The organism is Acidobacteriota bacterium (assembly GCA_026707545.1).
Classification (GTDB): Bacteria; Acidobacteriota; Thermoanaerobaculia; order Multivoradales; family Multivoraceae; genus Multivorans.
This window is the reverse complement of the sequence record JAPOWR010000001.1, coordinates 2,187,830-2,209,247: the sequence shown is the minus strand read 5'-3', so window position 1 is coordinate 2,209,247 and position 21,418 is coordinate 2,187,830. Positions and strand designations below refer to the sequence as shown.

The 21,418-nt window shown below is 68.1% G+C and carries 22 protein-coding genes; 14 read left to right on the top strand and 8 right to left on the bottom strand.

Going from position 1 to position 21,418, the window contains the following annotated elements; translation table 11 throughout:
* Positions 1 to 13: 13 nt before the first annotated feature.
* Positions 14 to 394 (bottom strand): type II toxin-antitoxin system VapC family toxin, encoded by a 381-nt coding sequence (locus OXG83_08710; GenBank protein ID MCY3965106.1) that lies wholly within the window; start codon positions 392 to 394, stop codon positions 14 to 16.
* A 2-nt stretch (positions 395 to 396) separates the two neighbouring features.
* Complete coding sequence (locus tag OXG83_08705) at positions 397 to 651, bottom strand: type II toxin-antitoxin system prevent-host-death family antitoxin (GenBank protein MCY3965105.1); 255 nt, start codon at positions 649 to 651, stop codon at positions 397 to 399.
* 93 nt (positions 652 to 744) lie between these two features.
* Here OXG83_08705 and OXG83_08700 point away from each other — a divergent pair, with 93 nt between their 5' ends.
* Complete coding sequence (locus tag OXG83_08700) at positions 745 to 1,773, top strand: GNAT family N-acetyltransferase (protein MCY3965104.1); 1,029 nt, start codon at positions 745 to 747, stop codon at positions 1,771 to 1,773.
* 17 nt (positions 1,774 to 1,790) lie between these two features.
* On the opposite strand, the gene OXG83_08695 is transcribed toward OXG83_08700, so the two are convergent.
* Positions 1,791 to 2,315 carry a dihydrofolate reductase family protein gene (locus tag OXG83_08695; GenBank protein ID MCY3965103.1) on the bottom strand — a complete coding sequence of 175 codons (525 nt, stop codon included), beginning with the start codon at positions 2,313 to 2,315 and terminating at the stop codon, positions 1,791 to 1,793.
* Positions 2,316 to 2,411: 96 nt separating this feature from the next.
* Between OXG83_08695 and OXG83_08690 the strand changes: the two genes are divergently transcribed.
* The 7 genes from OXG83_08690 to OXG83_08660 all read left to right on the top strand — a co-directional run bounded on the left by OXG83_08690 (position 2,412) and on the right by OXG83_08660 (position 8,463).
* Positions 2,412 to 2,687 carry a hypothetical protein gene (locus tag OXG83_08690; GenBank protein ID MCY3965102.1) on the top strand — a complete coding sequence of 92 codons (276 nt, stop codon included), beginning with the start codon at positions 2,412 to 2,414 and terminating at the stop codon, positions 2,685 to 2,687.
* Between the two features lie 72 nt (positions 2,688 to 2,759).
* Complete coding sequence (locus OXG83_08685; GenBank protein ID MCY3965101.1) at positions 2,760 to 2,948, top strand: hypothetical protein; 189 nt, start codon at positions 2,760 to 2,762, stop codon at positions 2,946 to 2,948.
* Positions 2,948 to 4,081: an exo-alpha-sialidase gene (locus OXG83_08680; protein MCY3965100.1), complete on the top strand. Its 1,134-nt coding sequence runs from the start codon at positions 2,948 to 2,950 to the stop codon at positions 4,079 to 4,081. The genes OXG83_08685 and OXG83_08680 overlap by 1 nt, the downstream gene beginning before the upstream one ends.
* Positions 4,078 to 5,562 (top strand): sodium:solute symporter, encoded by a 1,485-nt coding sequence (locus tag OXG83_08675; GenBank protein ID MCY3965099.1) that lies wholly within the window; start codon positions 4,078 to 4,080, stop codon positions 5,560 to 5,562. Before OXG83_08680 ends, OXG83_08675 begins: the two co-directional genes overlap by 4 nt.
* A gap of 66 nt (positions 5,563 to 5,628) precedes the next feature.
* Positions 5,629 to 6,123, top strand: coding sequence for a hypothetical protein (locus OXG83_08670; GenBank protein ID MCY3965098.1), 495 nt, complete (start codon positions 5,629 to 5,631; stop codon positions 6,121 to 6,123).
* A 36-nt stretch (positions 6,124 to 6,159) separates the two neighbouring features.
* A complete protein-coding gene (locus OXG83_08665) occupies positions 6,160 to 7,731 on the top strand; it encodes an acyl-CoA synthetase (GenBank protein MCY3965097.1) in 1,572 nt (523 codons plus the stop codon).
* A gap of 18 nt (positions 7,732 to 7,749) precedes the next feature.
* Positions 7,750 to 8,463, top strand: coding sequence for a single-stranded DNA-binding protein (locus OXG83_08660; protein MCY3965096.1), 714 nt, complete (start codon positions 7,750 to 7,752; stop codon positions 8,461 to 8,463).
* Here OXG83_08660 and OXG83_08655 read toward each other — a convergent pair.
* Positions 8,460 to 9,656: a serine hydrolase gene (locus OXG83_08655; protein ID MCY3965095.1), complete on the bottom strand. Its 1,197-nt coding sequence runs from the start codon at positions 9,654 to 9,656 to the stop codon at positions 8,460 to 8,462. The two genes, OXG83_08660 and OXG83_08655, sit on opposite strands and share 4 nt — an antisense overlap.
* Before the next feature lie 199 nt (positions 9,657 to 9,855).
* Between OXG83_08655 and OXG83_08650 the strand changes: the two genes are divergently transcribed.
* From OXG83_08650 to OXG83_08640, 3 genes are read left to right on the top strand one after another with little or no spacing between them, the layout of a single operon-like run.
* Entirely contained in the window at positions 9,856 to 10,893 is a 1,038-nt protein-coding gene (locus OXG83_08650; protein MCY3965094.1) for an SMP-30/gluconolactonase/LRE family protein, read from the top strand.
* 17 nt (positions 10,894 to 10,910) lie between these two features.
* Complete coding sequence (locus OXG83_08645) at positions 10,911 to 12,608, top strand: hypothetical protein (GenBank protein MCY3965093.1); 1,698 nt, start codon at positions 10,911 to 10,913, stop codon at positions 12,606 to 12,608.
* The gene (locus OXG83_08640; GenBank protein MCY3965092.1) at positions 12,572 to 14,227 is read left to right on the top strand and encodes an amidase; all 1,656 of its coding nucleotides are present in this window, start codon (positions 12,572 to 12,574) and stop codon (positions 14,225 to 14,227) included. The genes OXG83_08645 and OXG83_08640 overlap by 37 nt, the downstream gene beginning before the upstream one ends.
* A gap of 21 nt (positions 14,228 to 14,248) precedes the next feature.
* Here the strand turns inward: OXG83_08640 and OXG83_08635 are convergent, their stop codons facing one another.
* Complete coding sequence (locus tag OXG83_08635) at positions 14,249 to 15,388, bottom strand: epoxide hydrolase (protein MCY3965091.1); 1,140 nt, start codon at positions 15,386 to 15,388, stop codon at positions 14,249 to 14,251.
* Between the two features lie 49 nt (positions 15,389 to 15,437).
* Complete coding sequence (locus OXG83_08630) at positions 15,438 to 16,043, bottom strand: outer membrane beta-barrel protein (protein MCY3965090.1); 606 nt, start codon at positions 16,041 to 16,043, stop codon at positions 15,438 to 15,440.
* Between the two features lie 86 nt (positions 16,044 to 16,129).
* Between OXG83_08630 and OXG83_08625 the strand changes: the two genes are divergently transcribed.
* Genes OXG83_08625 through OXG83_08615 form a run of 3 tightly spaced genes read left to right on the top strand, consistent with a single transcriptional unit; the run spans position 16,130 to position 18,461 of the window.
* Entirely contained in the window at positions 16,130 to 16,831 is a 702-nt protein-coding gene (locus OXG83_08625; protein ID MCY3965089.1) for an SDR family NAD(P)-dependent oxidoreductase, read from the top strand.
* A gap of 53 nt (positions 16,832 to 16,884) precedes the next feature.
* Positions 16,885 to 17,811: an MBL fold metallo-hydrolase gene (locus OXG83_08620; protein MCY3965088.1), complete on the top strand. Its 927-nt coding sequence runs from the start codon at positions 16,885 to 16,887 to the stop codon at positions 17,809 to 17,811.
* 29 nt (positions 17,812 to 17,840) lie between these two features.
* Positions 17,841 to 18,461 (top strand): DUF4202 domain-containing protein, encoded by a 621-nt coding sequence (locus OXG83_08615; protein MCY3965087.1) that lies wholly within the window; start codon positions 17,841 to 17,843, stop codon positions 18,459 to 18,461.
* Here the strand turns inward: OXG83_08615 and OXG83_08610 are convergent.
* Both OXG83_08610 and OXG83_08605 read right to left on the bottom strand, forming a co-directional pair.
* The gene (locus OXG83_08610) at positions 18,448 to 19,035 is read right to left on the bottom strand and encodes a hypothetical protein (GenBank protein ID MCY3965086.1); all 588 of its coding nucleotides are present in this window, start codon (positions 19,033 to 19,035) and stop codon (positions 18,448 to 18,450) included. The genes OXG83_08615 and OXG83_08610 overlap by 14 nt on opposite strands.
* Positions 19,032 to 21,344, bottom strand: a complete 2,313-nt coding sequence (locus OXG83_08605) for a nitrite/sulfite reductase (GenBank protein ID MCY3965085.1) — start codon at positions 21,342 to 21,344, stop codon at positions 19,032 to 19,034. Before OXG83_08605 ends, OXG83_08610 begins: the two co-directional genes overlap by 4 nt.
* Positions 21,345 to 21,418: the final 74 nt, after the last annotated feature.

Genomic DNA, 21,418 nt, shown 5'->3' with positions numbered 1-21,418 from the left:
GCGTCGGCTCGGCTCAGGCGCGAATGGTCCGTACTCCGTACAGCGGGAAGTGCGTGTCGCGTGTGACAACCGTGAGTCCCTCGGCCTGAGCCTGGGCGATCAGGAACCGGTCGAAGGGGTCCTTGTGATGCCGGGGCAACCGTGCGGCCAGCTCCGCGTGATGGAAGGTCAGCGGCAGATGGGAGAGTCCCTTTTCGTCGACCATCGCGGCGAGGTTGTCCGGGGCCTCCATCTTCCCTTTCAGCCGCTTGACCGTGACTTCCCATGCCGTGACGGCGCTGACGAAGATCTCGTTGCGAGGTTCGGCTATCGCTGCGTGGGCGCCCCTCCGGAGCATCGACTCGTCCGAGATCCACCACAGGAACGCATGCGTATCGAGCAGCAGACGCTCCACCTTCAGGTTTCGTCCGGGAAGATCTTCGAGTTCATGAGTTCCTCGAACAGTTCCTCGTCCGGCTCGTCGAAGTCCGGCGCCATCCAGATCTTCCCTTCCAGACCGCCCGGCTTGCGGGGTTCCAGCTTCTTCTCGCGGTAAGGCTCGAGCCGCAGGTACGGCTCTCCCGCCTTGGCAATGACGACCTCCTCGCCTTCCCAGGCCAGCTTGCCCAGACGCGAGAGTTGTGATTTCGCTTCGTGCATGTTCACCTTCATCCGTTCTCCCCTCCAGGATCGGCCTGGCTAAGTCTGGCTAAGTCCGGTAGCGACGTCAAGAGGGAGAGCTTCTCGCGTGGCAGAGTCGCCGCCATGGTGGGCGCGCGACTTCGAACCCTCCGCGCCGGCGAGATCGAGGCTCTGCTCGACCTGCTGGACGGCTGGCCGTTTCCGGACGGCCAGCGGGGTTGGGACTTCTTCCGGCGCTACGTGGAGCTCGATCCGGCGTTCGAGCCGCGGAACGTGTGGGTGGCGGAGCGGGGCGGCGAGCTGGTTTCGTCCGTTCAAATCTTCCCCCGACGGGTGCGGATCGGGGGCCAGGTTCTGCCCATGGGTGGAATCGGCAGTGTGTTCACGCGGCCCGACTCGCGGCGACAGGGAGTAGCAGGCGCCCTGCTGGAACGGGCGATCGAGGCGATGCGGGACCGCGGCATGGTGCTGTCCTATCTCTACGCCGAACGGCTCAAGTGGTACGGGCAGTACGGCTACCGGCCGTGGTCGAGAGGTCTACGAACGCTACATTGGCCGGTGAAGGTGGAAGCTCCTCCGACGACCGTCCGCCCCTACGATGCCGAGCGTGACCGAGGCGAGCTTGAGAGACTCTGGCGCCTCTACGCTGAAGTAGCCGACGATTCGCCGCTGGACGGCATCGTCGACCGCGGCTCCGCGGAGGATTGGCAGGGCAGCTTCCGGCTTGCCGGCACTCCAGAGGAGGACATCTGGATCGCGGACCGCGGATCTCACCGAGCGGCCTACCTGCGCGTCGCCGACTTTGACGGCCTGCTCCGGGTACTGGAGTGGGGCCGAGAGGCCGATGCGGCCCTTGCCTTGTGCGAGCTGCTGGCCGCGGCGATGACCGGGCGTAAGGTCGAGTCGATCCGGATGCCCCTGATCCGGGACGAAGCTCTGGAAGGCTTGCTGGCGGCCGCCGGCGCCCGGACCGACACCCGGCTGGCATGGAACGAAGTACCGCCCGACGCGAGGCCTCCAGCCACCTGGATGGTCCGTAGCCTGGACGATGATGCACTCGCCGCGCGGCTGGACACGGCGAACGCTGGCGATCTCCTGGCCCGCTTCCTGCCGCCTGAGCGGTTCGCCTTCTGGGAGGCAGATCGCTTCTAGCTGGGAGGCGGCGCTAGCTAGGCCCGCTCCACGGAGTAGACCAGATCGACCGTCCCCGTCTCCTTGTAGACGTTCTGTGCCTCTAGTTCGAGCTTGATCCGCGGCACCGGCTCGGCGATCAGCGGAACTCCACCGCCGAGAATCGTTGGAATCACCGCGACCTCCACCGTGTCGACGAGGCCCGCCTCGGCGAGGCTGCGGAACAGCGACCCACCGCCGAACAGCCAGATGTCCTTCTTGCTGTCCTCCTCGCGCAGGGACTTGACGACCTCCTTCCAGTCGTCGCCGACGATCGTGAGGTTCCTGTAGTCGCTCTGCTTCAGGGTCCGCGAGAACACGTAGGTCCGCGCGCCGGGCATCGAGCCCTGGTCCTGGCCCCCGGTGCTCTCGAAGGTCTTCCGGCCGATCAGGTAGGTGTCGAACTCGCCGTACAGTTCGGCGAAGTCGTAGTCGGGATCGATGACGATCCAGTCCGCTTCGCCGTTGGGGCCGGCGATGTAGCCGTCCAGGCTCATGGCGACGCAGTAGCGAACTCTCCTCATGGTTCCTCGTTCCTTCCCGCGAGTGTCCTCATGCCAGCAGTTCGGCAGGACGTCGCAGAGCCTAGTCTGTAGCCGTCCGGGGCTACACTCCGAACCATGCAAGTTCTCGATCCGTCCTGGGAGGGCTCTTCGCCGCAGCTCTCACCGGCACCCCGGCTGAAAACCCTGGCAGGGGTCGATGCTGCCCTGCTCTCGAACGGCAAGGCCGGTGTGGTTCCGCTGTTCGACCATGTGGAGTCGCTGCTGCGCCAACGCTGGCAGGTGACCGCGGTCGAGCGGGCGACGAAGGGGAACTACAGCGCTCCGGCCGAGCCGGAACTCGTGCGCCGTCTGGCAAGGCGCCGCCTGGTCATCACCGGCGTCGGCGACTGAGGGAGCTGCTCGTCGTGCAGTCTGCACGACGCCGTCACGTTCGAGCGGGAGGGTGTGCCGGCCGTCGGGGTGATGACGTCGGCGTTCGTCGACGGCGCCGAGCTGATGGCGCAGGCCTGCGGTGCGCCGGGCTACCCGTTCGCTGTGATCGAGCATCCGATCAGCAGCGCGACCGATGCGGAGCTGCTGGAACGGGCGCGCGAGATCATTCGTCAGGCTGAAGGGCTGCTTCTTTCCGCTGCGCCACAGGACGCGCCGTGATGAGCCCGCGACAACGGACAGGCGCCGTGGCCGCAGCGCTTGCCGCAATGCTCACGGCACCGGCGGCAGCCGAGAATGGCGTCGTGCTGGCCGAGTTCATCTTCAACGATGCGCCGCATCCGGAATGCCACGCCTCGACGATCGCCGAGACGGCGTCTGGCGCTCTGGTCGCTGCCTGGTTCGGCGGGACCGCCGAGCGGAACGCGGATGTCGGCATCTGGTTCAGCGGGCACGGCGTCGACGGCTGGACGGCCCCTGTCGAAGTGGCCAACGGCGTTCAGGCGGACGGCGTTCGCTACCCGACCTGGAACCCGGTGCTCTACCAGTCGCCCCGGAACGGCGTACCCCTGCTGCTCTTCTTCAAGGTGGGGCCGAGTCCGCCGGAGTGGTGGGGCATGGTCATGGAGTCGGACGACGATGGCCGCACCTGGAGCGAGCCGCGGCGGCTTCCGGACGGCATCCTGGGTCCGATCAAGAACAAGCCGATCACCCTAGCCGACGGCTCGCTGCTGGCGGGTTCGAGTATCGAGGATGCGCCGGACCCTCCAGCCTGGCGGGCTCACTTCGAGCGGTCGACCGACCTCGGACGGAACTGGACCCGTACGGACCGGTTGGCCGGCAAGACGGCGACCGGCGAGGACTTCTGGATCATCCAGCCGACGATCTTCACCCTCGGTGGCGGCGAGCTCCTGGCGATGTTCCGCTCCAAGCAGAGCCGCATCGCCGCTTCCCGTTCCGCTGACGACGGTAGGACGTGGGGGCCGATCTATGCCACCGGTCTGCTCAACCCCGACGCCGGTGTCGACGGTCTGACCCTGGCGGACGGCAGGCATCTGCTCGTCTACAACCACAAGGTGCGGATAGACGGCGCCTGGGCCGGTTCCCGCTCGCGCCTGAACGTCGCGTTGTCGGACGATGGAGACACCTGGGACGCGGCGCTGATGCTGGAGGACCAGGACGGCGAGTACTCCTATCCGGCGGTGATCCAGACTGGCGACGGCCAAGTCCATGTGACCTACACGCACCGGCGCACTCGCATCCGGCACTTCGTGCTCGATCCCGCGGCGCTTCCTAGGTACCCCATGCCGGGCATCGAGTGGCCGAGCGAAGCGCCGGTCCTGTCTCCCGAGTGACGGCCGGCCTAGACCTCTTCGTATTCGCCGCCTACGTTCTGGCGGTCATCGCCCTCGGGATCTCGCTTGCCCGGCGGAGCCGGACCGCGCGCGGCTTCATGATCGCCGGCGGCGCGCTGCCAGGCTGGGCGGTGGGCCTGTCGATGTTCGGCACCTTCCTGTCCAGCAACACGTTCATCGGGGTTCCCGGGCAGGCGTTTGGCGGCAACTGGAACGCCTTCGTGTTTTCGCTGTCGCTGCCGGTGGCGGCATTCCTGGCGGCGCGGTGGTGGATCCCGTTCTACCGGCGGGGTGGCGCGGTATCGGCCTACGACCATCTGGAAGGCCGTTTCGGCCGCTGGGCGCGCACCTACGCCGTGGCCTGCTACCTGCTGACCCAGTTCGCGCGGGTGGGGTCCATCCTCTTCGGGGTGGCGCTGGCGCTGAACGCCCTGACGGGCTGGCCGGTGCCGTGGATCATCCTGTGCACCGGCATCGTCGTCACGATCTACACGCTCGTTGGCGGCATCGAGGCGGTCATCTGGACCGACGTGATCCAGAGTGTCGTGCTGACCGTCGGCGCGCTGATCGTCGTCGGCCTCCTGATCCTCGATGCGCCGGGGGGCTGGAGCGGACTGCTCGAGACGGCGCAGGCAGAAGGGAAGTTCTCCCTCGGCAGCTTCGCCTTCGACTTCACGACTTCGACGTTCTGGGTCGTGCTGATCTACGGGCTGTTCATCAACTTCAACAACTTCGGCATCGACCAGAGCTACGTCCAGCGCTACCACGTGGCCAGCAGCGACCGAGCGGCGCAGCAATCCGTGTGGCTGGCGGCCGGCCTCTACCTGCCGGTGTCGGCGGTCTTCTTCTTCATCGGCACCGGGCTCTTCGTGGTTCTCCAGGGGCAGCCCGAGGCCGCCGGAGTCGCCGCCGATCAGGCGTTCCCGCACTACATCTCGACCCGGTTGCCGGGCGGGGCCGCGGGTCTTCTGATCGCGGCGCTGTTCGCGGCTGCGATGAGCAGCATCGACACCTCCTTCAACAGTTCGGCCACGGTGTTCCTGTCGGACATCTACCGCACGTACGTACGGCCCGAACCGGGTCCCGCGGGCGTGGAGGTCGAGGACCTCCGCGTGCTCCGACGCGCCACGGTAGGCATTGGAGTGCTCGGCACGGGCGCGGCGCTGCTCATGATCGGCGCCGCCAGCCTGCTCGACGTCTGGTGGACCGTGTCCGGCATCTTTGCCGGTGGATTGCTGGGACTGTTCGCGCTCGACCGGCTGGCGCCGCGCGCGGGCCGCGCCGCGGCGCAGGCGGGGGTGGCGGTTGGCGTGCTGGTCATCGTCTGGATGACCGTTTCGCCACAGCTCGAAGGGGGTTTGGCCGTGCTGCGGATTCCGCTCCACAGTTACATGATCACGGTCATCGGTACGTTGACGATCTTCGTGGTGGGTCTTCTGATGTCGCGGTCGCGTCGGACGAAGGGCGCTGCGATAGGGTGACCTTCTCCCATGTCCGTGCGAGACCTACCGCCAGCGAGGCCTCCCCACAGTTCAGGCCGCCGTAGCGTGATCGTGCTGGCCGCTTCGCTGCTCGTTCTCCTGCTCGGGGGTTGCGATAACCGGGGCGACCTTCTGGGCGTCGAGCTGGTCGTCTTCTCGGTCGGCGAATGGTCGGGCACCGGCGATCAGGGAGAGGTGCTGCGTTTCCTTCTCGAGCGTGACAACGACGAAGCGGTCCTGACCGCGTTCCTCGTCGAACTGCCGGGGCTCGCCGACCTGCTGGAAGGCCAGTCGGAGGCGTGCGGCGCGGTGGTCGACGCCTTCAGCCGGTTCGGGAACGTGGACGTGCGGGTGCCGGTCCGCAACGCCGGTTTCAGCTTCCGCACGCCGAACGACTTCCGTGTCGACAACGACGGTTACATCAGGGCGCGGGTCGTCGGCCGCTTCGAGGCGCCGGACAGCGCGGTTGTCGATGCCGAGGTTGAAATCGACGTGACCCGGCAGATCCCGTGCCGCGGCGAGTTCATGCTCAGTTGGCAGATGGAGCCGGTGGGCTCCTGAGTCGCGGGCGAAGCGATTCCGGAGCAGGCCGCGTCGATGTATCCCGGCAGGTACGCGCGCGAGACACCCGACAAGCCGGCGGTCATCATGGCCGCAACCGGGGAGTCGGTTACCTACTTCGAACTCGATCGAAGGTCGAACCGGCTGGCTCAGCTCTGGTACGCGCAGGGCCTGCGGCCGCGCGACCATGTGGCGATCTTCATGGAGAACGACCCGCGGTACTTCGACGTCTACTGGGCGGCGATCCGGTCGGGCCTCTACCTGACGACGGTGAACCGCTACCTGACCGCGGAGGAGGCGGCGTACATCGTCAAGGACTGCGGCGCGGAGAGCATCGTCGGTTCGGCGAAGCTGGCCGAAGCGTGTGCCGAACTGACCGACATGATCCCGAGCTGTCCGATCCGGCTGATCGTTGGCGACGACCGAACGGGAACTCCGCCGGGCTGGGACGACTATGGCGAGGCGACAGCCGCGTTTCCGGCCGAGCCGCTCGCCGATCAACCGCGGGGCAGCACGATGCTCTACAGCTCCGGCACGACCGGGCGGCCCAAGGGCATCCTGCGACCGCTGACCGGCCTGTCGGTGGAGGAGATGCCGGACCAGCGGTTCGAGGTGCTGACCACGATCTACGGCATCGACGCCGATTCGATCTACCTGTCGCCGGCTCCCCTTTACCACGCGGCGCCGCTCGGCTTCACGGCCGGCACGCAGACTCTCGGTGGCACGGCGGTCGTCATGGAGCGGTTCGACCCGGAACTCTCGCTCAAGGCGATCGAGGACTACGGAATCACCGTTAGCCAGTGGGTGCCGACGATGTTCAACCGGATGCTCAAGCTCCCTCAGGAGGCGCGCACACGTTACGACCTGTCGAGCCACAAGCGGGCGATTCACGCCGCCGCTCCCTGTCCGGTCGACGTCAAACGCCGGATGATCGAGTGGTGGGGGCCGATCATCCTGGAGTACTACGCCGGCTCCGAGGGCAACGGCATGTGCGCGGTCGAAACGGAGGAGTGGCTGAGAAAACCAGGAACGGTCGGCCAGTGCCTGACCGCGACGGTGCACATCTGTGACGACGAGGGCGAGGAGTTGCCGGCGGGCGAGCCGGGGACGATCTTCTTCGAACCGCCCGAGGACGCGGACCTGTTCGAGTACCACGGCGACCGGGAGAAGACCCTCGGCTCGCGGCACCCGCGCCATCCCCGCTGGAGCACTCTCGGCGATGTCGGCTACCTGGACGAGGACGGCTACGTCTTCCTGACCGACCGCAAGGCGTTCATGATCATCTCGGGCGGCGTCAACATCTATCCCCAGGAGATCGAGGACGCTCTGATCCTCCACCCGAAGGTGGCCGACGTGGCGGTGATCGGCGTGCCGAACGAGGACCTGGGAGAAGAGGTCAAGGCGGTCGTCCAGTTGATGCCGGGGTTCGAGGAGAGTCCGGATCTTGCCGAAGAGCTCCGCGCCTATGCGCGGGAGCGCGTCGCGCACTACAAGGCGCCGAAGTCGATCGACTTCGAGGAGCAGCTCCCGCGGCTTCCCACCGGCAAGCTCTACAAGCGCCTGCTGCGCGACCGCTACTGGACGGGCCGCACCTCGCGGATCGTCTGAGGCCGGACGGCGACTGGCTTGCTGACCAGGATCGCGGACGAACTCGCTTCGGCGGTCGACGACCTTCGTTTCGGCCCGCCAGTCGCTCACGTCTACAACCCGCTGATCTACGCCCGGGTGGCGCACCACGCGTACCTGAATCTGGCCGGCGCCGGACCAGGCAGGGTGATTCTCGTGGGGATGAACCCCGGACCGTGGGGCATGACCCAGACCGGCGTGCCGTTTGGCGAGGTGGCGTACGTGCGGGAGTGGCTGGGCATCGAAGCGGGAGTGGAGCCGCCCGCGGAGCAACACCCGAAACGCCCGATTCTCGGCTTCGACTGCCGGCGGAGCGAGGTCAGCGGCCGGCGGGTCTGGGGCTGGGCGAAGCAGCGTTTCGGGAACCCGGAGGCGTTCTTCAAGCGGTTCCTGATCTGGAACTACTGCCCGCTGGCGTTTCTCCTGGAGAGCGGCGCCAACCTGACTCCGGACCGGCTGCCGGCACGCGAGAAGGCGCCTCTGTTTCAGGCCTGCGATCGAGCGCTTCGGCAGGCGGTCGAAGCGCTGGAACCCCGACTGGTGGTCGGCATCGGCGTGTTCGCGGAGGGCCGGGCGCGCCGGGCGCTCGGGGACCTGGGCGTGCCGGTCGGCCGGATGCTCCATCCGAGCCCGGCCAGTCCGGCCGCGAACCGTGGCTGGCAGGAGCAGGCGGAACGTGATCTGCGCGCCCTGGGCGTGAAGTTCCAGAGCTAGCGCTGGCCAGCGCCCCGGAGCTCGACCTCCGCGTCGTCGATGGCCAGAACCACTGCGTCGTGGATCGCCGGCCGGAGCCTGCGGATCGCGATGTTCTCGCGGGTCGGGTGAACCCGGTTGGTCAGCAGGACGACGATCAGCTCGAGTTCCGGATCGATCCAGAGCGAGGTGCCGGTGAAGCCGGTGTGGCCGAAGGAGCGGGCGGAGAAGTAACGTCCCGCGGAACTGGGATCAGACGGTGTGTCCCAGCCGAGCGCACGGCTGCTGCCGGGCACGAGCTCGGCCCGGCGGGTGAAGAGGGCGACGGCGCCGTCGCCCGCGATCCGACGATCGCCGTAGGCGCCGCCGTTCAGCATCATCTGGGCGAACGCGGCGACGTCGCGCGCGGTACCGAACAGGCCGGCGTGGGGCGCTAAGCCGCCCAGGGCATGGGTGTTCTCGTCGTGGACTTCGCCATGCGGCAGTCGGCCGCGCCAGGAATCGAACTCGGTCGGAGCGATCCGGTTGCGTAGGGAATCCGCGGGCAGGTAGCCGGTGGCGGCCAGCCCCAGCGGATCGAGAATCTCCTCCTGGACCTGTTCCATGAGGCTGTTGCCCGATTCGCGCTCCAGGATCTCTCCGAGCAGCAGCACTCCGAGGTCCGAGTAGATCGACCGTTCGCGGGGCGCGACCTCCGGTTCGGTGGCGGCGATGTGCTCCAGGTAGCGGGTCCGGGCCTCGTCGCGGTCGAGACCTTCCCCGAGCTCCCGGAACAGCTCGGTGCAGCAGGGCAGCCCGCTCGAATGGGCCAGGAGATCCCGCAGCGTTGCCTCGCCCACCGGCGACCCCTCGAGCTCTGGCAGGCGGGAGGCCGCGGTGTCGTCCAGATCGAGGGCGCCGGCCTCGACCCGGCGCATCATCAGGGTCGTCGTTGCGATGACCTTGGTCAGCGAGGCCAGGTCGTAGATCGTCGATGGCGTGACGGCGGCGGCGCCGTCATCGTAGGTCAGGCGGCCGGCCGCCCGTTCGAGCGCGACCGCGCTGCGCCGGGCGACCAGCAGGACGCCGCCCGGAGTGACCCCCTCGGCCACGGCGTTCTCCAGCAGAGCGGCCGCCTGCTGAAGCCGCTCGGTGTCAAAGCCGGCCGATGACGGCGCGGCGTCATGGAGGGTGGTGGCGGTCGCAGGCGGCTCGGCCGATCTCGGTGAGGACACGTTTGCCGCGGGTCTTGTCGACTGACAGGCTAGGTAGGCGGCGAAGGGCAGAAGAATCGCTGCTAGCTGAACCGCCGGCGCGTTGGTGAGTCCTCGCACGGCGTCCATGGCGGGCGAAGAAGGCAACGCCGCGAGGATACCGGTTGCTATTCTGACTCGCACCGTCCGGAATCAGCAGTTGGACATGAGGAGATAGACGATGAAGACGACGCTGGCGGTCGTGACTGTGCTGGTGGCCGTGGGTTGCGGCTACGGCGATAGCGAGGAAGCCGAAACGATGACGGAGGAGGCATCGGAAGAGATGACGAGCGACGGCACGGTGCAGCGCAACGATCCGGCGATGGACGATCTGGTGCCCGCCGATGCCGTTGTCGAGAAGGTGGCGGACGGCTTCACGTTCACCGAGGGCCCGGTGTGGGTTCCCGGTGACCCCGACCGTCTCTACTTCAGCGACATCCCTGAGAACAAGGTCTACCGCTGGTCCGAAGGTGAGGGTGCGGTCGTGTTCCTTGATCCCGTCCTGCCGGACGACGCAGGCACCGGCGGCATCGGCGGATCGAACGGACTGGCGCTTCACCCGGACGGCCGGCTCGTCCTCTGCGAGCACGGCAACCGCGTGGTGTCCGCGATGGCGCTTGACGGTGAGCGGGTCACCCTGGCCGACCGTTTCGACGGCAAGCGCCTGAACAGCCCGAACGACATCGTCTTCCACTCGAGCGGCGCCGCCTTCTTCACCGATCCGCCCTATGGCCTGCCGAACCAGTCGGAGAACAAGGAGCAGGACCACAACGGCATCTACCGGCTGGATCCCGACGGCACGGTGACCCTGCTCGAGACCGGTCAGACCCGTCCGAACGGCCTCGGCCTCTCGCCGGACGAGAAGACGCTCTACGTCGCGAACTCCGACGCGCCGCCCAACCGGTACTGGAAGAAGTACGCGGTGAACGACGACCTCACCCTGGGCGAGGGCGAGATGTTCTTCGACGCCAGCGGCATGGAGGCGCCCGGTGCGCCGGACGGTCTGGCCGTCGACACGGAAGGCAACGTGTTCGCGACCGGGCCGGGCGGCGTGATGGTCTTCGCGCCCGACGGCCGTCACCTGGGCACGATCGCGCCGGCCGAACTGCCGGCGAACACCGCCTTCGGCGGCGACGGCAGCACGCTGTACATGACGGCGCGCTCCGGGCTCTACCGGGTCAGCACGAGCACCCGGGGTCTCGTGTACCGGGGCGAGTGAACCACTCGTAGGCCGGCATGGGCCTTGGCGGCAGCTTCGGCCTTGCTGACTGGCTGATCCTGCTGGCGCTGTTCGCCGCCATCACCGTGATGGCGCGCTCGCTGTCGCGACGGCAGAAGACCGAGCGCGACTACTTCGGCGGCGCCCGGAACCTCCCCTGGTACGCGGTGGCGGCCTCCCTGGTCGCGACCGAGATCAGCGCGGTCACCTACATCAGTCTGCCCTCGATCGTCCATCGGCCGGGGGGCGACCTGACCTACCTGCAGATCGGGTTGTTCGGCTATCTCGCTGCCCGGCTGCTGGTGGCGTGGCTGCTCGTTCCGGCCTACTACCGCTACGACGTGATGAGTCCCTACGACCTGATCGAGCGGAGGCTGGGCGCCGCGGGAGCCTCCGTGCGACGGACGGCGACCGGAATGTTCTGGCTGGGGGGCGTTCTGGCCCAGTCGGCCCGGGTCTACCTGTCGGCGGTCGTCCTGGGCGTCCTGCTCCACCGGGAACTGGGATGGGTGGAACGGGCGACGGGCGTGCCGCCCCACGTGGCGGCGGTGACGGCGGTGGTCGTCATCGCCGTGGTCTGGACCTGGCTTGGCGGCATCGCCGCGGTGGTCTGGACCGACGTCGTCCTCTTCCTGCTGTTCGTGGCCGGGGTCGCGGTCAGTCTGGGCGTCGTGGCGTGGGAACTCGAGGCCGGCATGGCGCCCGCCCTCGCCGAAGCGTGGAACGAGGGGAAGTTCACCTTGTTCGACCTGTCGGCGTCCCTTGCCGCGCCCTACACGCTCTGGGCCGCGCTGATCGGCGCCACGGTCGGCGGCGTCGCCGCTTTCGGTACGGACCAGTTGATGGCGCAACGCCTCTTCTGCTGCCGCAGCGCGCGGGACGCTCAACTGGCGGTCGTGGCCAGCGGCGCCTCCGTGCTCGTTTCCCTCTCGTTCGCTTTCGTCGGGATCGGTTTGTGGGCCTACTACGAGCAGGCGCCGCTTACAGGCGTGGCGGCCGAGATCGTGGCCGAGCAGCCCGACCGGGTTTTCGCCGTCTTCGCGGTCGAGGCGGTGGCCGTTGGCCTGAAGGCGCTCGTCGTCGCCGGCGCGCTGGCGGCGGCGGTGTCCAGCCTGGACTCGATCCTCGCAGCGCTCGCGCAGACGACATCCGCGCTCCTGCGCCCCCGCACGCGCTCCGGCAACGGTGTGCGCCTACCGCGGCTGCTCGTGCTCGGCTGGGGGTTCGTGCTCGCTCTGACCTCGCTCGCGATGGACACGGTGGCGGCCCGCTACGACGCGCTGCTCGATCTCGCCCTGGCGATGGCCGGGTACACGGGGGGCGCTCTGCTGGCGGCCGTGGCTCTGGCTCTGGCGCCGTTCGGCCGCGACGGGCGCGGCTTCCTCTGGTCCGGGCCGCTTTCGGCGCTCGCCGTCTTCGCCGCGGTCTGGCATCAGCCGGCGGCGGGTTGGATCTGCCTGCTCGGCGTCGTCGTGCTGCTCGCGGCCTGGCTGCGCATGGACGGCCGCGGCCGGGTGGGCGGCAGCCTCTTCCTGGCCCTGGGCGCCGGCGGTGTGCTGGCTCTGTGGCGCTGGGCACAGGGACCGGGCGGTGAGGTCCTGGCCTGGCCGTGGTACGTGCCGCTGGGTGCTCTGGTGGCGTGGGTGTGGGGGCTGGGCTTGAGTGCTAGCGTCGAACGGTGCCGGACCCTGACGGAGCGACCCGCCGCGACGTGATGGCTGCCGTGGGCGCTCTCGGCGCTGCTGCCGTGGCCGGCTCGGCCTGCGCTCGCCCTGGCCGCGATCGGGACGGGCAGCGGGGAGCCGCGCCGACGCCAGTGGTGGGCGGCTTCGAACTCGAAGAGGTGACCATCGCGGAGCTGGGGCGCCAGATGGCCGAGGGCGAGCGGACGAGCCGGGAGATCACAGAACTCTACCTCGACCGGATCGAGGCCCTCGATCGTCAGGGTCCGACGCTGCGGTCGGTCATCGAGACGAACCCGGATGCCCTCGGGATCGCCGGAGAACTCGACCGCGAGCGGGCCGCCGGCAACGTGCGCGGCCCGCTCCATGGCGTCCCGATTCTGCTCAAGGACAACGTCGCGACGGCCGACCGCACGACGACCACCGCCGGTTCCCTGGCGCTCGAGGGGTCGATCCCGAAGCAGGATGCCTTCGTCGCGGCCCGACTCCGGCAGGCCGGGGCGGTGCTGCTCGGCAAGGCGAACCTGAGCGAGTGGGCGAACTTCCGCTCAAACCGGTCGAGTTCGGGTTGGAGCGCCCGCGGCGGGCAGTGCCGCAATCCCTACGTCCTCAACCGCAATCCCTGCGGTTCCAGCTCCGGTTCGGGCGCTGCCGCCTCCGCGAACCTCTGCGCGGCGGCGGTCGGCACCGAGACCGACGGTTCGATCATCTGCCCCTCGTCGGCGAACGGCCTGGTAGGAATCAAGCCGACCGTCGGGCTGGTGAGTCGAAGCGGCATCGTGCCCATCTCGGCTGTTCAGGACACGGCCGGTCCGATGGCGCGAACGGTCGCCGACGCCGCTGCACTGCTCAGCGGCATGACCGGGCGGGATCCGCGGGACGAAGCGACCGCGGCCTCGCCCGTTCCAACCGATCTGACCCGCCACCTGGGTGAGCCCGGCGCTTCGGACCTGAGCGGGCTCCGCGTCGGCGTCGGCAGGCAGTTCTTCGAGCGCGACGTCCGCGTCGACGAGGTGATGGAGGAGGCGGTAGAGGTGCTCGCCGGCCTGGGCGTCGAGATCGTCGATCCCGCCACGATCCCGCATCGCGGGGAGGTCGGGCGGCACGAGTACGAGGCCATGCTCTACGAGTTCAAGGCCGGACTGAACGCCTACCTCGCTGAACTGGGTGACAACGCTGCGGTCGCTTCACTCGCCGAAGTGATTGCGTTCAACGAAGCGAACGCCGAGCAGGAGATGCCCTTCTTCGGCCAGGAGATCCTGATCGAGGCGGACGCCAAGGGTCCTCTCACCGAGACCGCCTACCGGACGGCGCGCGACACGGCGAACCGCCTGTCCCGAGAGGAGGGACTCGACGCGGCGCTCGCCGAGCACCGTCTCGACGCCATTCTGGGGCCGAGCGGCGGTCCGGCCTGGGTGACCGACCTCGTCTACGGCGACCGCTTCTCGGTCAGCAGCTCCGGCCCGCCGGCTGTCGCGGGTTATCCGAACGTCAGCGTGCCCGCCGGCCACATCGAGGGCCTGCCGGTTGGGGTCTCCTTCTTCGGCGCTGCCTGGAGCGAGCCGACACTGATCCGCATCGCCTGGGCCTTTGAGCAGGCGGCGCCGCACCGGAGGCCGCCCCGCTTCCGTGCCCGCGTCGATGAAGCGTGATGCGCTAGGGGTTTGGCGGTTCTAGGCCTTCATTTCGTGGAAGCACTTCCGCAGCTCGCCGACGAAGACGTCCGGTACTTCGAACGCGGCGAAGTGCCCTCCCTTCTCCAGCCGGTTCCAGTACACGAGTTGGCGATAGCGCTTCTCGGCCCAGCGCCTGGAGGCGCGGAAGATCTCCTTGGGGAAGATGCTGCAGCCGACCGGGATCTCGACCGGGTCGTTGCGACCCTTTCCGAAGCTCTCCCAATAGATGCGTCCTGAGGACGCGCCGCAGGCCGGCAGCCAGTACATCATCACGTTGTCGAGCAACTGGTCGCGGCTCAACACGTTCTCCGGGTGGCCGTCGCAGTCCATCCAGGACCAGAACTTCTCGACGATCCACGCCGCCTGCCCGGCCGGGGAGTCGACCAGGCCGTAGCCCAGGGTTTGCGGCCGCGTCGACTGCTGCTTCGAGTAGCCCGAGTCCCAGTCGCGGTAGTACTGGATGCCGGCGAGCGCGTCCTTCTCGTTGTCCGTCAGGTCGTCCATCGTGCTCTGATCGACGCCGACCGTTGGCATGTTCACGTGGATGCCGTGGCAGTGCTCGTGGTCCTGAATCGCGATCGCCGTGCTGACGGCGGCCCCCCAGTCTCCTCCCTGGGCGAAGTACCACTCGTAGCCGAGGCGCGCCATCAACTGGGCCCAGGCATCGGCGATCTTTTCGACGCTCCAGCCGGGCGAGGTCGGCTTGTCGGAGAAGCCGAAGCCGGGGAGGGTCGGGACCACCAGGTGGAAGGCGTCCTCTGCCGAACCGCCGTGCGCGGTGGGGTCAAGCAGCGGGTCGAGGACCTCGAGGAATTCGACGATCGAGCCCGGCCAGCCGTGCGTGAGCACCAGGGGCGCCGCGCCGGTGTGTCTTGAACGAAGATGGAGGAAGTGGATTCCCAGCCCGTCGATGTCGGTCTTGAACTGGTCCAGGTCGTTCAGGCGGCTTTCCAGCCGGCGCCAGTCGTAGGAGGACGCCCAGTACGCGCACAACTCCTGGGTGTAGGCCAGGGGAATGCCCTGGTTCCAGTCGTCGACCGTCTCGCGTTCCGGCCAGCGCGTAGCGTCTAGTCGTCGTTGCAGATCGGTCAGTTGTTGTTCGTCGATCTGGATGCGGTAGGGCGTGATTTCGGTCATGGACCGACGGTAGCACTCCCGCGTCCGGAGCGGGTTCGCCCGGAAGCCCTCAAAACCCCAGGCGAACTCCGGCGGAGAAGATCTCGATGTCGCCGCCGATCGACTCGATGCGGCCCACGGCCCTCAGCCTCCCGAGAAGCTGGATCTCGACGCCCACGCCGTAGATCAGGTCGTCTTCGTCGATGTCGTCGAGCGTGAGCTCGAGCTCTTCGGCCGCGTCCTCGATGTCGGCGCCCCAGGCCACCAGGCCGACCTTCGCGAACACGCTGATGCGGCCCGTGACTTCGTACTGCGGCACGATCGCGACGGACAGGGCGTTGATCTTGCCCCGGACCTCGAGGTCCGTGCAGGGAACGCCCTCCGCGCAGGGCCGGATCGTCCCGTCGACCTTGGAGAAGTCGTAGTAGGAGGCCTCGACCGCGAAGTACCGGCTGAACCTGAACCCGGCTTCGTAGTTCCGCGAGTTCGCGTCGCCGTCGAGAACGTGATCGAAGGCGTCCTCCACCTCGACGTCGACTCCTGCGTGGCCCAGGTGGAAGCCGACGTAGAGTTCGCGCTCGGAGGCCTCCGCGGGCACGGCGAGCGCACTCGCCAGCAGCGCCGCGGCAGATGCCGACAGCAGCGATCGGGGCATCCAAGAGCGGCGTCTGGTCATCATCGTCTCCCGGGCAAGCGACCGTCAGTTGGTTGCCGAAGCATACAGGAACGTCTATATGTTCTGATGCTGTAACGTCCGCGCCGATGAGCGATCCGGTCTGCCTGATCTCCGGCGTCGGCCCCGGCACCGGGGCCGCTCTTGCCAGGCGCTTCGCCTCCGGCGGCTACCGGGTGGCGATGCTGGCCCGCAACCAGGAGCGCCTGAGAACCCTGGAAGCGGAGATCGAGGGTTCGCGCGGCTACGCCTGCGATGTCTCCGACGGGGAGGCGGTGCGGACGACCGTGACGCGGGTGCGAGGCGATCTCGGCGCGCCCGGGGTGCTCGTCCACAACGCCGTCGGCGGGGCCTTCGGCGACTTCCTGGAGATTGAGCCGGACCAGTTGCGCGGGAACTTCGAGGTCAATGTGATGGGCCTCCTCTACCTGGCGCGCGCTGTCGCGCCGGCGATGATCGAGGCCGGGCGCGGGGCGATCATGGTGACCGGCAACACCGCGGCTCGCCGCGGCATGCCGCGCTTTGCCGGGTTCGCGCCGACCAAGGCGGGGCAGCGCATCCTCGCCGAGTCGATGGCTCGAACGCTGGGGCCTCAGGGAATCCACGTCGCATACTTCGTGATCGACGCGGTGATCGACCTGGAATGGACCCGGCGCCGGATGCCAGACCAGCCGGACGACTTCTTCATTCGGCCGGACGCGATCGCCGAGAATGTCTGGTACGTGGCCCACCAGGACCCGTCGGCGTGGAGCTTCGAGGTGGAGTTGAGACCGTACGGCGAGACCTGGTAGCGGTTCGTCGGGGGCCGCCGATCGGTGGTGCACCGTGGTAACTTCGCAGGGCGATGAGGCGTCCCCTTCTGGTGCTTCCGGCGGTCCTGCTGATCGCTCTTGGCACTCTGGCCTGTGGCGGCGATGCGGCTCCACCGGCGGCCGGAGATGCGGCGGGGGCGGATCCCGCGCCTGCCGAGCCCGAGAGCGCTGACCTGAACGACCCGGTCGCGCAGCGCGTGGAGCCGTTCCAGATCTTCGACAACCTCTTCTACGTCGGAATCGAATGGGTCTCGTGCTACCTGCTGGTGACGACGGACGGTCTCATCCTGATCGACGCGCTCTACGGGGACCACATCGATACCGCGATCGACGGCATCCGGAGCATGGGATACGACCCGGCCGACCTGAAGTACGTGCTGGTCACTCACGGCCACTTCGACCATGTCGGTGGCGCTGCCCGCTTCCAGGAGACGTACGGGGCGCGCGTTGGCATGACTGCGGCGGACTGGGAGTTGGCGGAAACGCCCCCGGACAACCCGGACTGGGAGATCGACGTGCCGGTTCACGACATGGTGATCGCCGACGGTGACACACTGGAACTGGGCGACACGCAACTCCGCTTCTACGTCACGCCCGGGCACACCGAGGGCGTTCTGTCGATGGAGTTTCCGGTGCGCGAGGCCGGTGAGGAACACCGCGCCTTCCTGTTCGGGGGCGTGGGGCTCAACTTCGAGGGGGTGCATCGCACGAACCTCTACCTGGACAGCGTCGCACGAATCCAGAGGCTTGCCGCCGAGGAGGGAAACCCAATCGACGTGAACCTCTCGAACCACGCCTCGATGGGCAGGATCTTCGAGCGTGCGGAGCAGTTGGCGTCGCGGGGCGAGGGCGACCCCAACCCCTTCGTCGATCCGCAGGGCTTTGTCGACTGGCTGGCGGAGCTCCAGAGGAACGCCGAGGGGAAGCTGGTCGTCGAACGCGAGTTGGCGGGCGAGTAGCTTCTGTTTCCCGGGCTGGTCTTCTGGGCGTGAAGAGTTTCCAGTTGATGCCGCGTTTCGAGAACGCGGTGGCCGGTTTCGATCTGTTTCACCGGGAGGATCCGGCAACGGAAACCGTGGACGGCGAGGAGCTGCCGCGGGAGTTGGTGTACTCGCGCCGTATGGCCGCCTGGGTGGAGCGCCTCGATCCGGAGGCCGGCGAGATTCTCCTCCTGGCCGCACACTGCCAGCACCTGCGCCGGTTCGCCCTGCCGCGGAACGACTATCCGGCCGGGCGCAAGGGCTATCTGGCGTGGCGTCGCGCCGCGGCACTCGAACATGCGCGGCTGGCGGGTGCCGTGCTGCGCGACGCCGGCTACCGGCGGGAGAAGATCGAGCGGGTGCAGAACCTCGTGCTGAAGCGGGCGGGCCGTAGTTCACCGGCCGAGGCGCAGACGTTGGAAGACGCGGCCTGCCTCGTGTTCCTGGAACACGACCTGGAAGCGTTGGCGAAACGCCTGGGCCCCGACAAGACCGTGGACGTTCTGGCCAGGACGTGGCCCAAGATGTCCGATGCCGGCCGCGAAGCGGCCGCGGCGCTGGAGCTGAAGCCGGAACTGCGCGAGTTCGTGGTGCGGGCGCAGGCGCCGGACGCGGTCAGGCGGTCCTGAACGTCAGGCGCTCGCGCGCCTCGCCGATTCGCTCAAGCCTCAGCGGCCCGTCGCCGTTACCGACGTCCCCGGCGGCCAGCGCCCGCGAGAAGGCGGACTCGAGGGCGGCGACCGTGTCGTCGTCGCGGGCGAAGAGCCGGTCGTTCACGCGCAACTCGATCCGGCGGCGATCAAACGTCACCCGCCCCGCCAGTTGGGGCTCGACTTCGATCTGATCGCAGGCCCGGAAAGCACAGCGAAGCAGCGAGTCGAGCCGCTGGTCCAGGGTGGCGATGCCCGCGCTCTCCGGGGCAGTCTCGCGGCGGCGGCTGTAGAGCAGGCCCGGTTCACCGCGACTCTGGTCGTAGGCATAGATCGCGTCGTGGCCCACGAGGAGAACACCCGGGCCTTCGTGGACGTGGCTGTAGTCGGCGACATCGATCAGCAGCTCGGGCAGGACCCGCTCCGTGATCCAGCGGTGGAAGACCGGGATGAACTCTTCGGCCGCCGCCGCCGACTCGTCCTTGGCCAGGACCTTCAACTCCAGTTTGACCAGGTCGTCCAGCCCCGGTCCGGATGTGGAGGCGGCGCTCATACCGCTCGCCTCAGGGGATCCGCGACCTGGGCCTGGGAGATCCGCTGGTTGCAGGCGTGCGCCGCCTCGATGAACAACTGGGCCTCCTCGATCCGCCGGTGAGCCTCCTCGCCCGATGCAGTTTCGGGGTCGCCGTGGACGCGGAACAGGTAGTTGGCGAACTTGGCGCCAGCGTACGGGTCGAAGAACAGTTCGCTGTCGTAGAAGCGCGTGCGGAACTCGTCGACGATCTCTTGCGGCGCGGTTCCGATGTCGATGTTCTCGGTCGTGATCAGCGCGCGCGCCGCCTGCAGCATGGCCGTGTAGGCCTTCGCGGCTGCTCCTTCAGCTTCACCGCGGTCCAGTTCGAGCAGGCCCTGGAAGACCTCGCGCTCGGCGGCCGAAAGGCCGAACTCGACCGCGGTCACGACTTCGCCGGCGCACTCGCCCACGCCGAGGTCGCCGATCGTGTACTCGCGGGGGTCGCCCCAGTCGGAGTAGAGGTTGCGGTCCTCGAGGTACGTCGGCAACTTCGTGAGATCGTCGAGCAGTTGCCGGACGCGGGCCTTGCCGACCCGGGCGATGAAGCTCTGGAACGTCTCGCCCTTCTCCCGTTCGGCGACGTACAGGCCGGCAATCCGTTCGACCGCTTCCGGAATGCGCTTGGCCGGCACGGCGACCACTGCCAGCCCGTACGAGCCCGCGTTCTCGGTCCACTGGCCACCAAGGATGACCTGGAAGTGCGGCACGGTGCGGCCGTCGCTCTTGCGGCTGACGCCGTAGAAGCCGATGTCCGCGACGTGGTGCTGCCCGCACGAGTTGAAACAGCCGGACACCTTGATCCGGAGATCCTTGACGGCCTCGTCAGCGAGCACGCCGGTGGTCCTGATGGAGGTGGCGATGCGCTTGCGCAGTTCGCCGGCGAGTCCTCGTGACGCCGAGATCCCGAGCTTGCACGTGTCGGTGCCGGGGCAGGCGGTGACGTCGACGAGGGAGGAAGCGCCCGGGGCTCCGAGGCCGGCGGCGCGGAGTTCCACGTAGAGCGCGGGCAGGTCGGCTTCGCTGATGTTGCGGAGCACGATGTTCTGCTCGACCGTGTTGCGGACCAGACCGCCGTTGTAACGGCGCGCCGTGTCAGCGAGATCCCGCAACTGGGTTGAGGTGAGGTCGCCGAGGGGCAGATTCACTGCGACGGTGACGTAGCCCGGCTGCCTCTGCCGCTGAACGTTCGAACCGAGCCACTCCGCGAAGCCCTCCGGCCGCGGCCCCGGTTCCAGTGTTGCCGCCGGTCGCGTTGGCGCCTGGTCCGTGATCGAGAGGTCGTCCAGGTACGCGGTCCAGCGATCGTCGGCAGGCAAAACCGCGAGTTCCTCGTCGACCAGACGGGTGAACTCCTCGATGCCCAGCTTGGCGACGAGGAACTTGACCCGGGCCCGCGCCCGGTTCCGCTTCTCGCCGAGTCGCCCGAAGACGCGGCAGACGGCCTGGGCCAGAGGCAGAAGTTCGTCCTCGCGCACGAACTCGCGCAGCACCTTCGCCTGGTGCGGCACGGCTCCCAGGCCTCCGCCGACGTAGACCCGGAAGCCGCGTTCCGCGTCGCTGCTCGTACCGTTGCCCGCCTTTCGGACCTGGGCGACGACGCCGAGGTCGTGCATGTTGGCGAGTCCGCAGGCGTGCTGCTCGCAGCCGGAGAAGGCGATCTTGAACTTGCGGCCGAAGTCCTGCGCGTCCTTGTGCCCGAGCAGAAAGTGGGTCAGCGCATGGGCGTAGGGCGAGACGTCGAACGGCTCGTCCCGGCAGACGCCGGCCATCGGGCAGGCCGTCACGTTGCGCACCGAGTTGCCGCAGGCCTCCTGGGACGTGATGTCGACCGCGGCGAGACGCCGCATGATGTCCGGCGTGTCGTCGATGTGAATGAAATGGAGCTGGATGTCCTGGCGTGTCGTCACGTGCGCGATCCCGTCCGAGTACTCCTCGGCGAGGTCGGCGAGGACCTCCATCTGCTCCCCGTTCATCGCGCCGAACGGGATCTTGATCCGCAGCATCCCGGGGGCGTCCCAGACCGTGTTGGGGCCCTTCGTCAGGTCGCCGCATGGATACTCGAGAGCCCGGCTGGCCGTGCCGTCGTGGCGCTGGCCGTTGTCGTAGCGCTGGCCGTAGACGCCGCGGCGGAGGCGCGTTTCGGCGAACACCTTGTCGTCGATCTTGCCCTGGCGCTTCTGCTCGAGCTGGGTTTCGTAGATCTCGATCTGTTCGTCGAGGTGGGGTGGAATCCACCGCTCGAGTCGGGCCTTCCAGGAGGCGGTTCCATTCGCGGTTTGCTGGCTCATGGCATGTTCTCGTCAGGTCCTGCGAGCGAGGCGTTCAGCTCGGTGGCCGTGCTGCTCGTGGTATTCGTGACCAT

Coding starts and splice junctions, on each gene's coding strand:
- OXG83_08705 (MCY3965105.1), bottom strand. CDS start 651: ATGAAGGTGAACATGCACGAAGCGAAATCACAACTCTCGCGTCTGGGC.
- OXG83_08700 (MCY3965104.1), top strand. CDS start 745: ATGGTGGGCGCGCGACTTCGAACCCTCCGCGCCGGCGAGATCGAGGCT.
- OXG83_08695 (MCY3965103.1), bottom strand. CDS start 2,315: ATGAGGAGAGTTCGCTACTGCGTCGCCATGAGCCTGGACGGCTACATC.
- OXG83_08690 (MCY3965102.1), top strand. CDS start 2,412: ATGCAAGTTCTCGATCCGTCCTGGGAGGGCTCTTCGCCGCAGCTCTCA.
- OXG83_08685 (MCY3965101.1), top strand. CDS start 2,760: ATGACGTCGGCGTTCGTCGACGGCGCCGAGCTGATGGCGCAGGCCTGC.
- OXG83_08680 (MCY3965100.1), top strand. CDS start 2,948: ATGAGCCCGCGACAACGGACAGGCGCCGTGGCCGCAGCGCTTGCCGCA.
- OXG83_08665 (MCY3965097.1), top strand. CDS start 6,160: ATGTATCCCGGCAGGTACGCGCGCGAGACACCCGACAAGCCGGCGGTC.
- OXG83_08650 (MCY3965094.1), top strand. CDS start 9,856: ATGAAGACGACGCTGGCGGTCGTGACTGTGCTGGTGGCCGTGGGTTGC.
- OXG83_08645 (MCY3965093.1), top strand. CDS start 10,911: ATGGGCCTTGGCGGCAGCTTCGGCCTTGCTGACTGGCTGATCCTGCTG.
- OXG83_08635 (MCY3965091.1), bottom strand. CDS start 15,388: ATGACCGAAATCACGCCCTACCGCATCCAGATCGACGAACAACAACTG.
- OXG83_08630 (MCY3965090.1), bottom strand. CDS start 16,043: ATGACCAGACGCCGCTCTTGGATGCCCCGATCGCTGCTGTCGGCATCT.
- OXG83_08625 (MCY3965089.1), top strand. CDS start 16,130: ATGAGCGATCCGGTCTGCCTGATCTCCGGCGTCGGCCCCGGCACCGGG.
- OXG83_08620 (MCY3965088.1), top strand. CDS start 16,885: ATGAGGCGTCCCCTTCTGGTGCTTCCGGCGGTCCTGCTGATCGCTCTT.
- OXG83_08610 (MCY3965086.1), bottom strand. CDS start 19,035: ATGAGCGCCGCCTCCACATCCGGACCGGGGCTGGACGACCTGGTCAAA.
- OXG83_08605 (MCY3965085.1), bottom strand. CDS start 21,344: ATGAGCCAGCAAACCGCGAATGGAACCGCCTCCTGGAAGGCCCGACTC.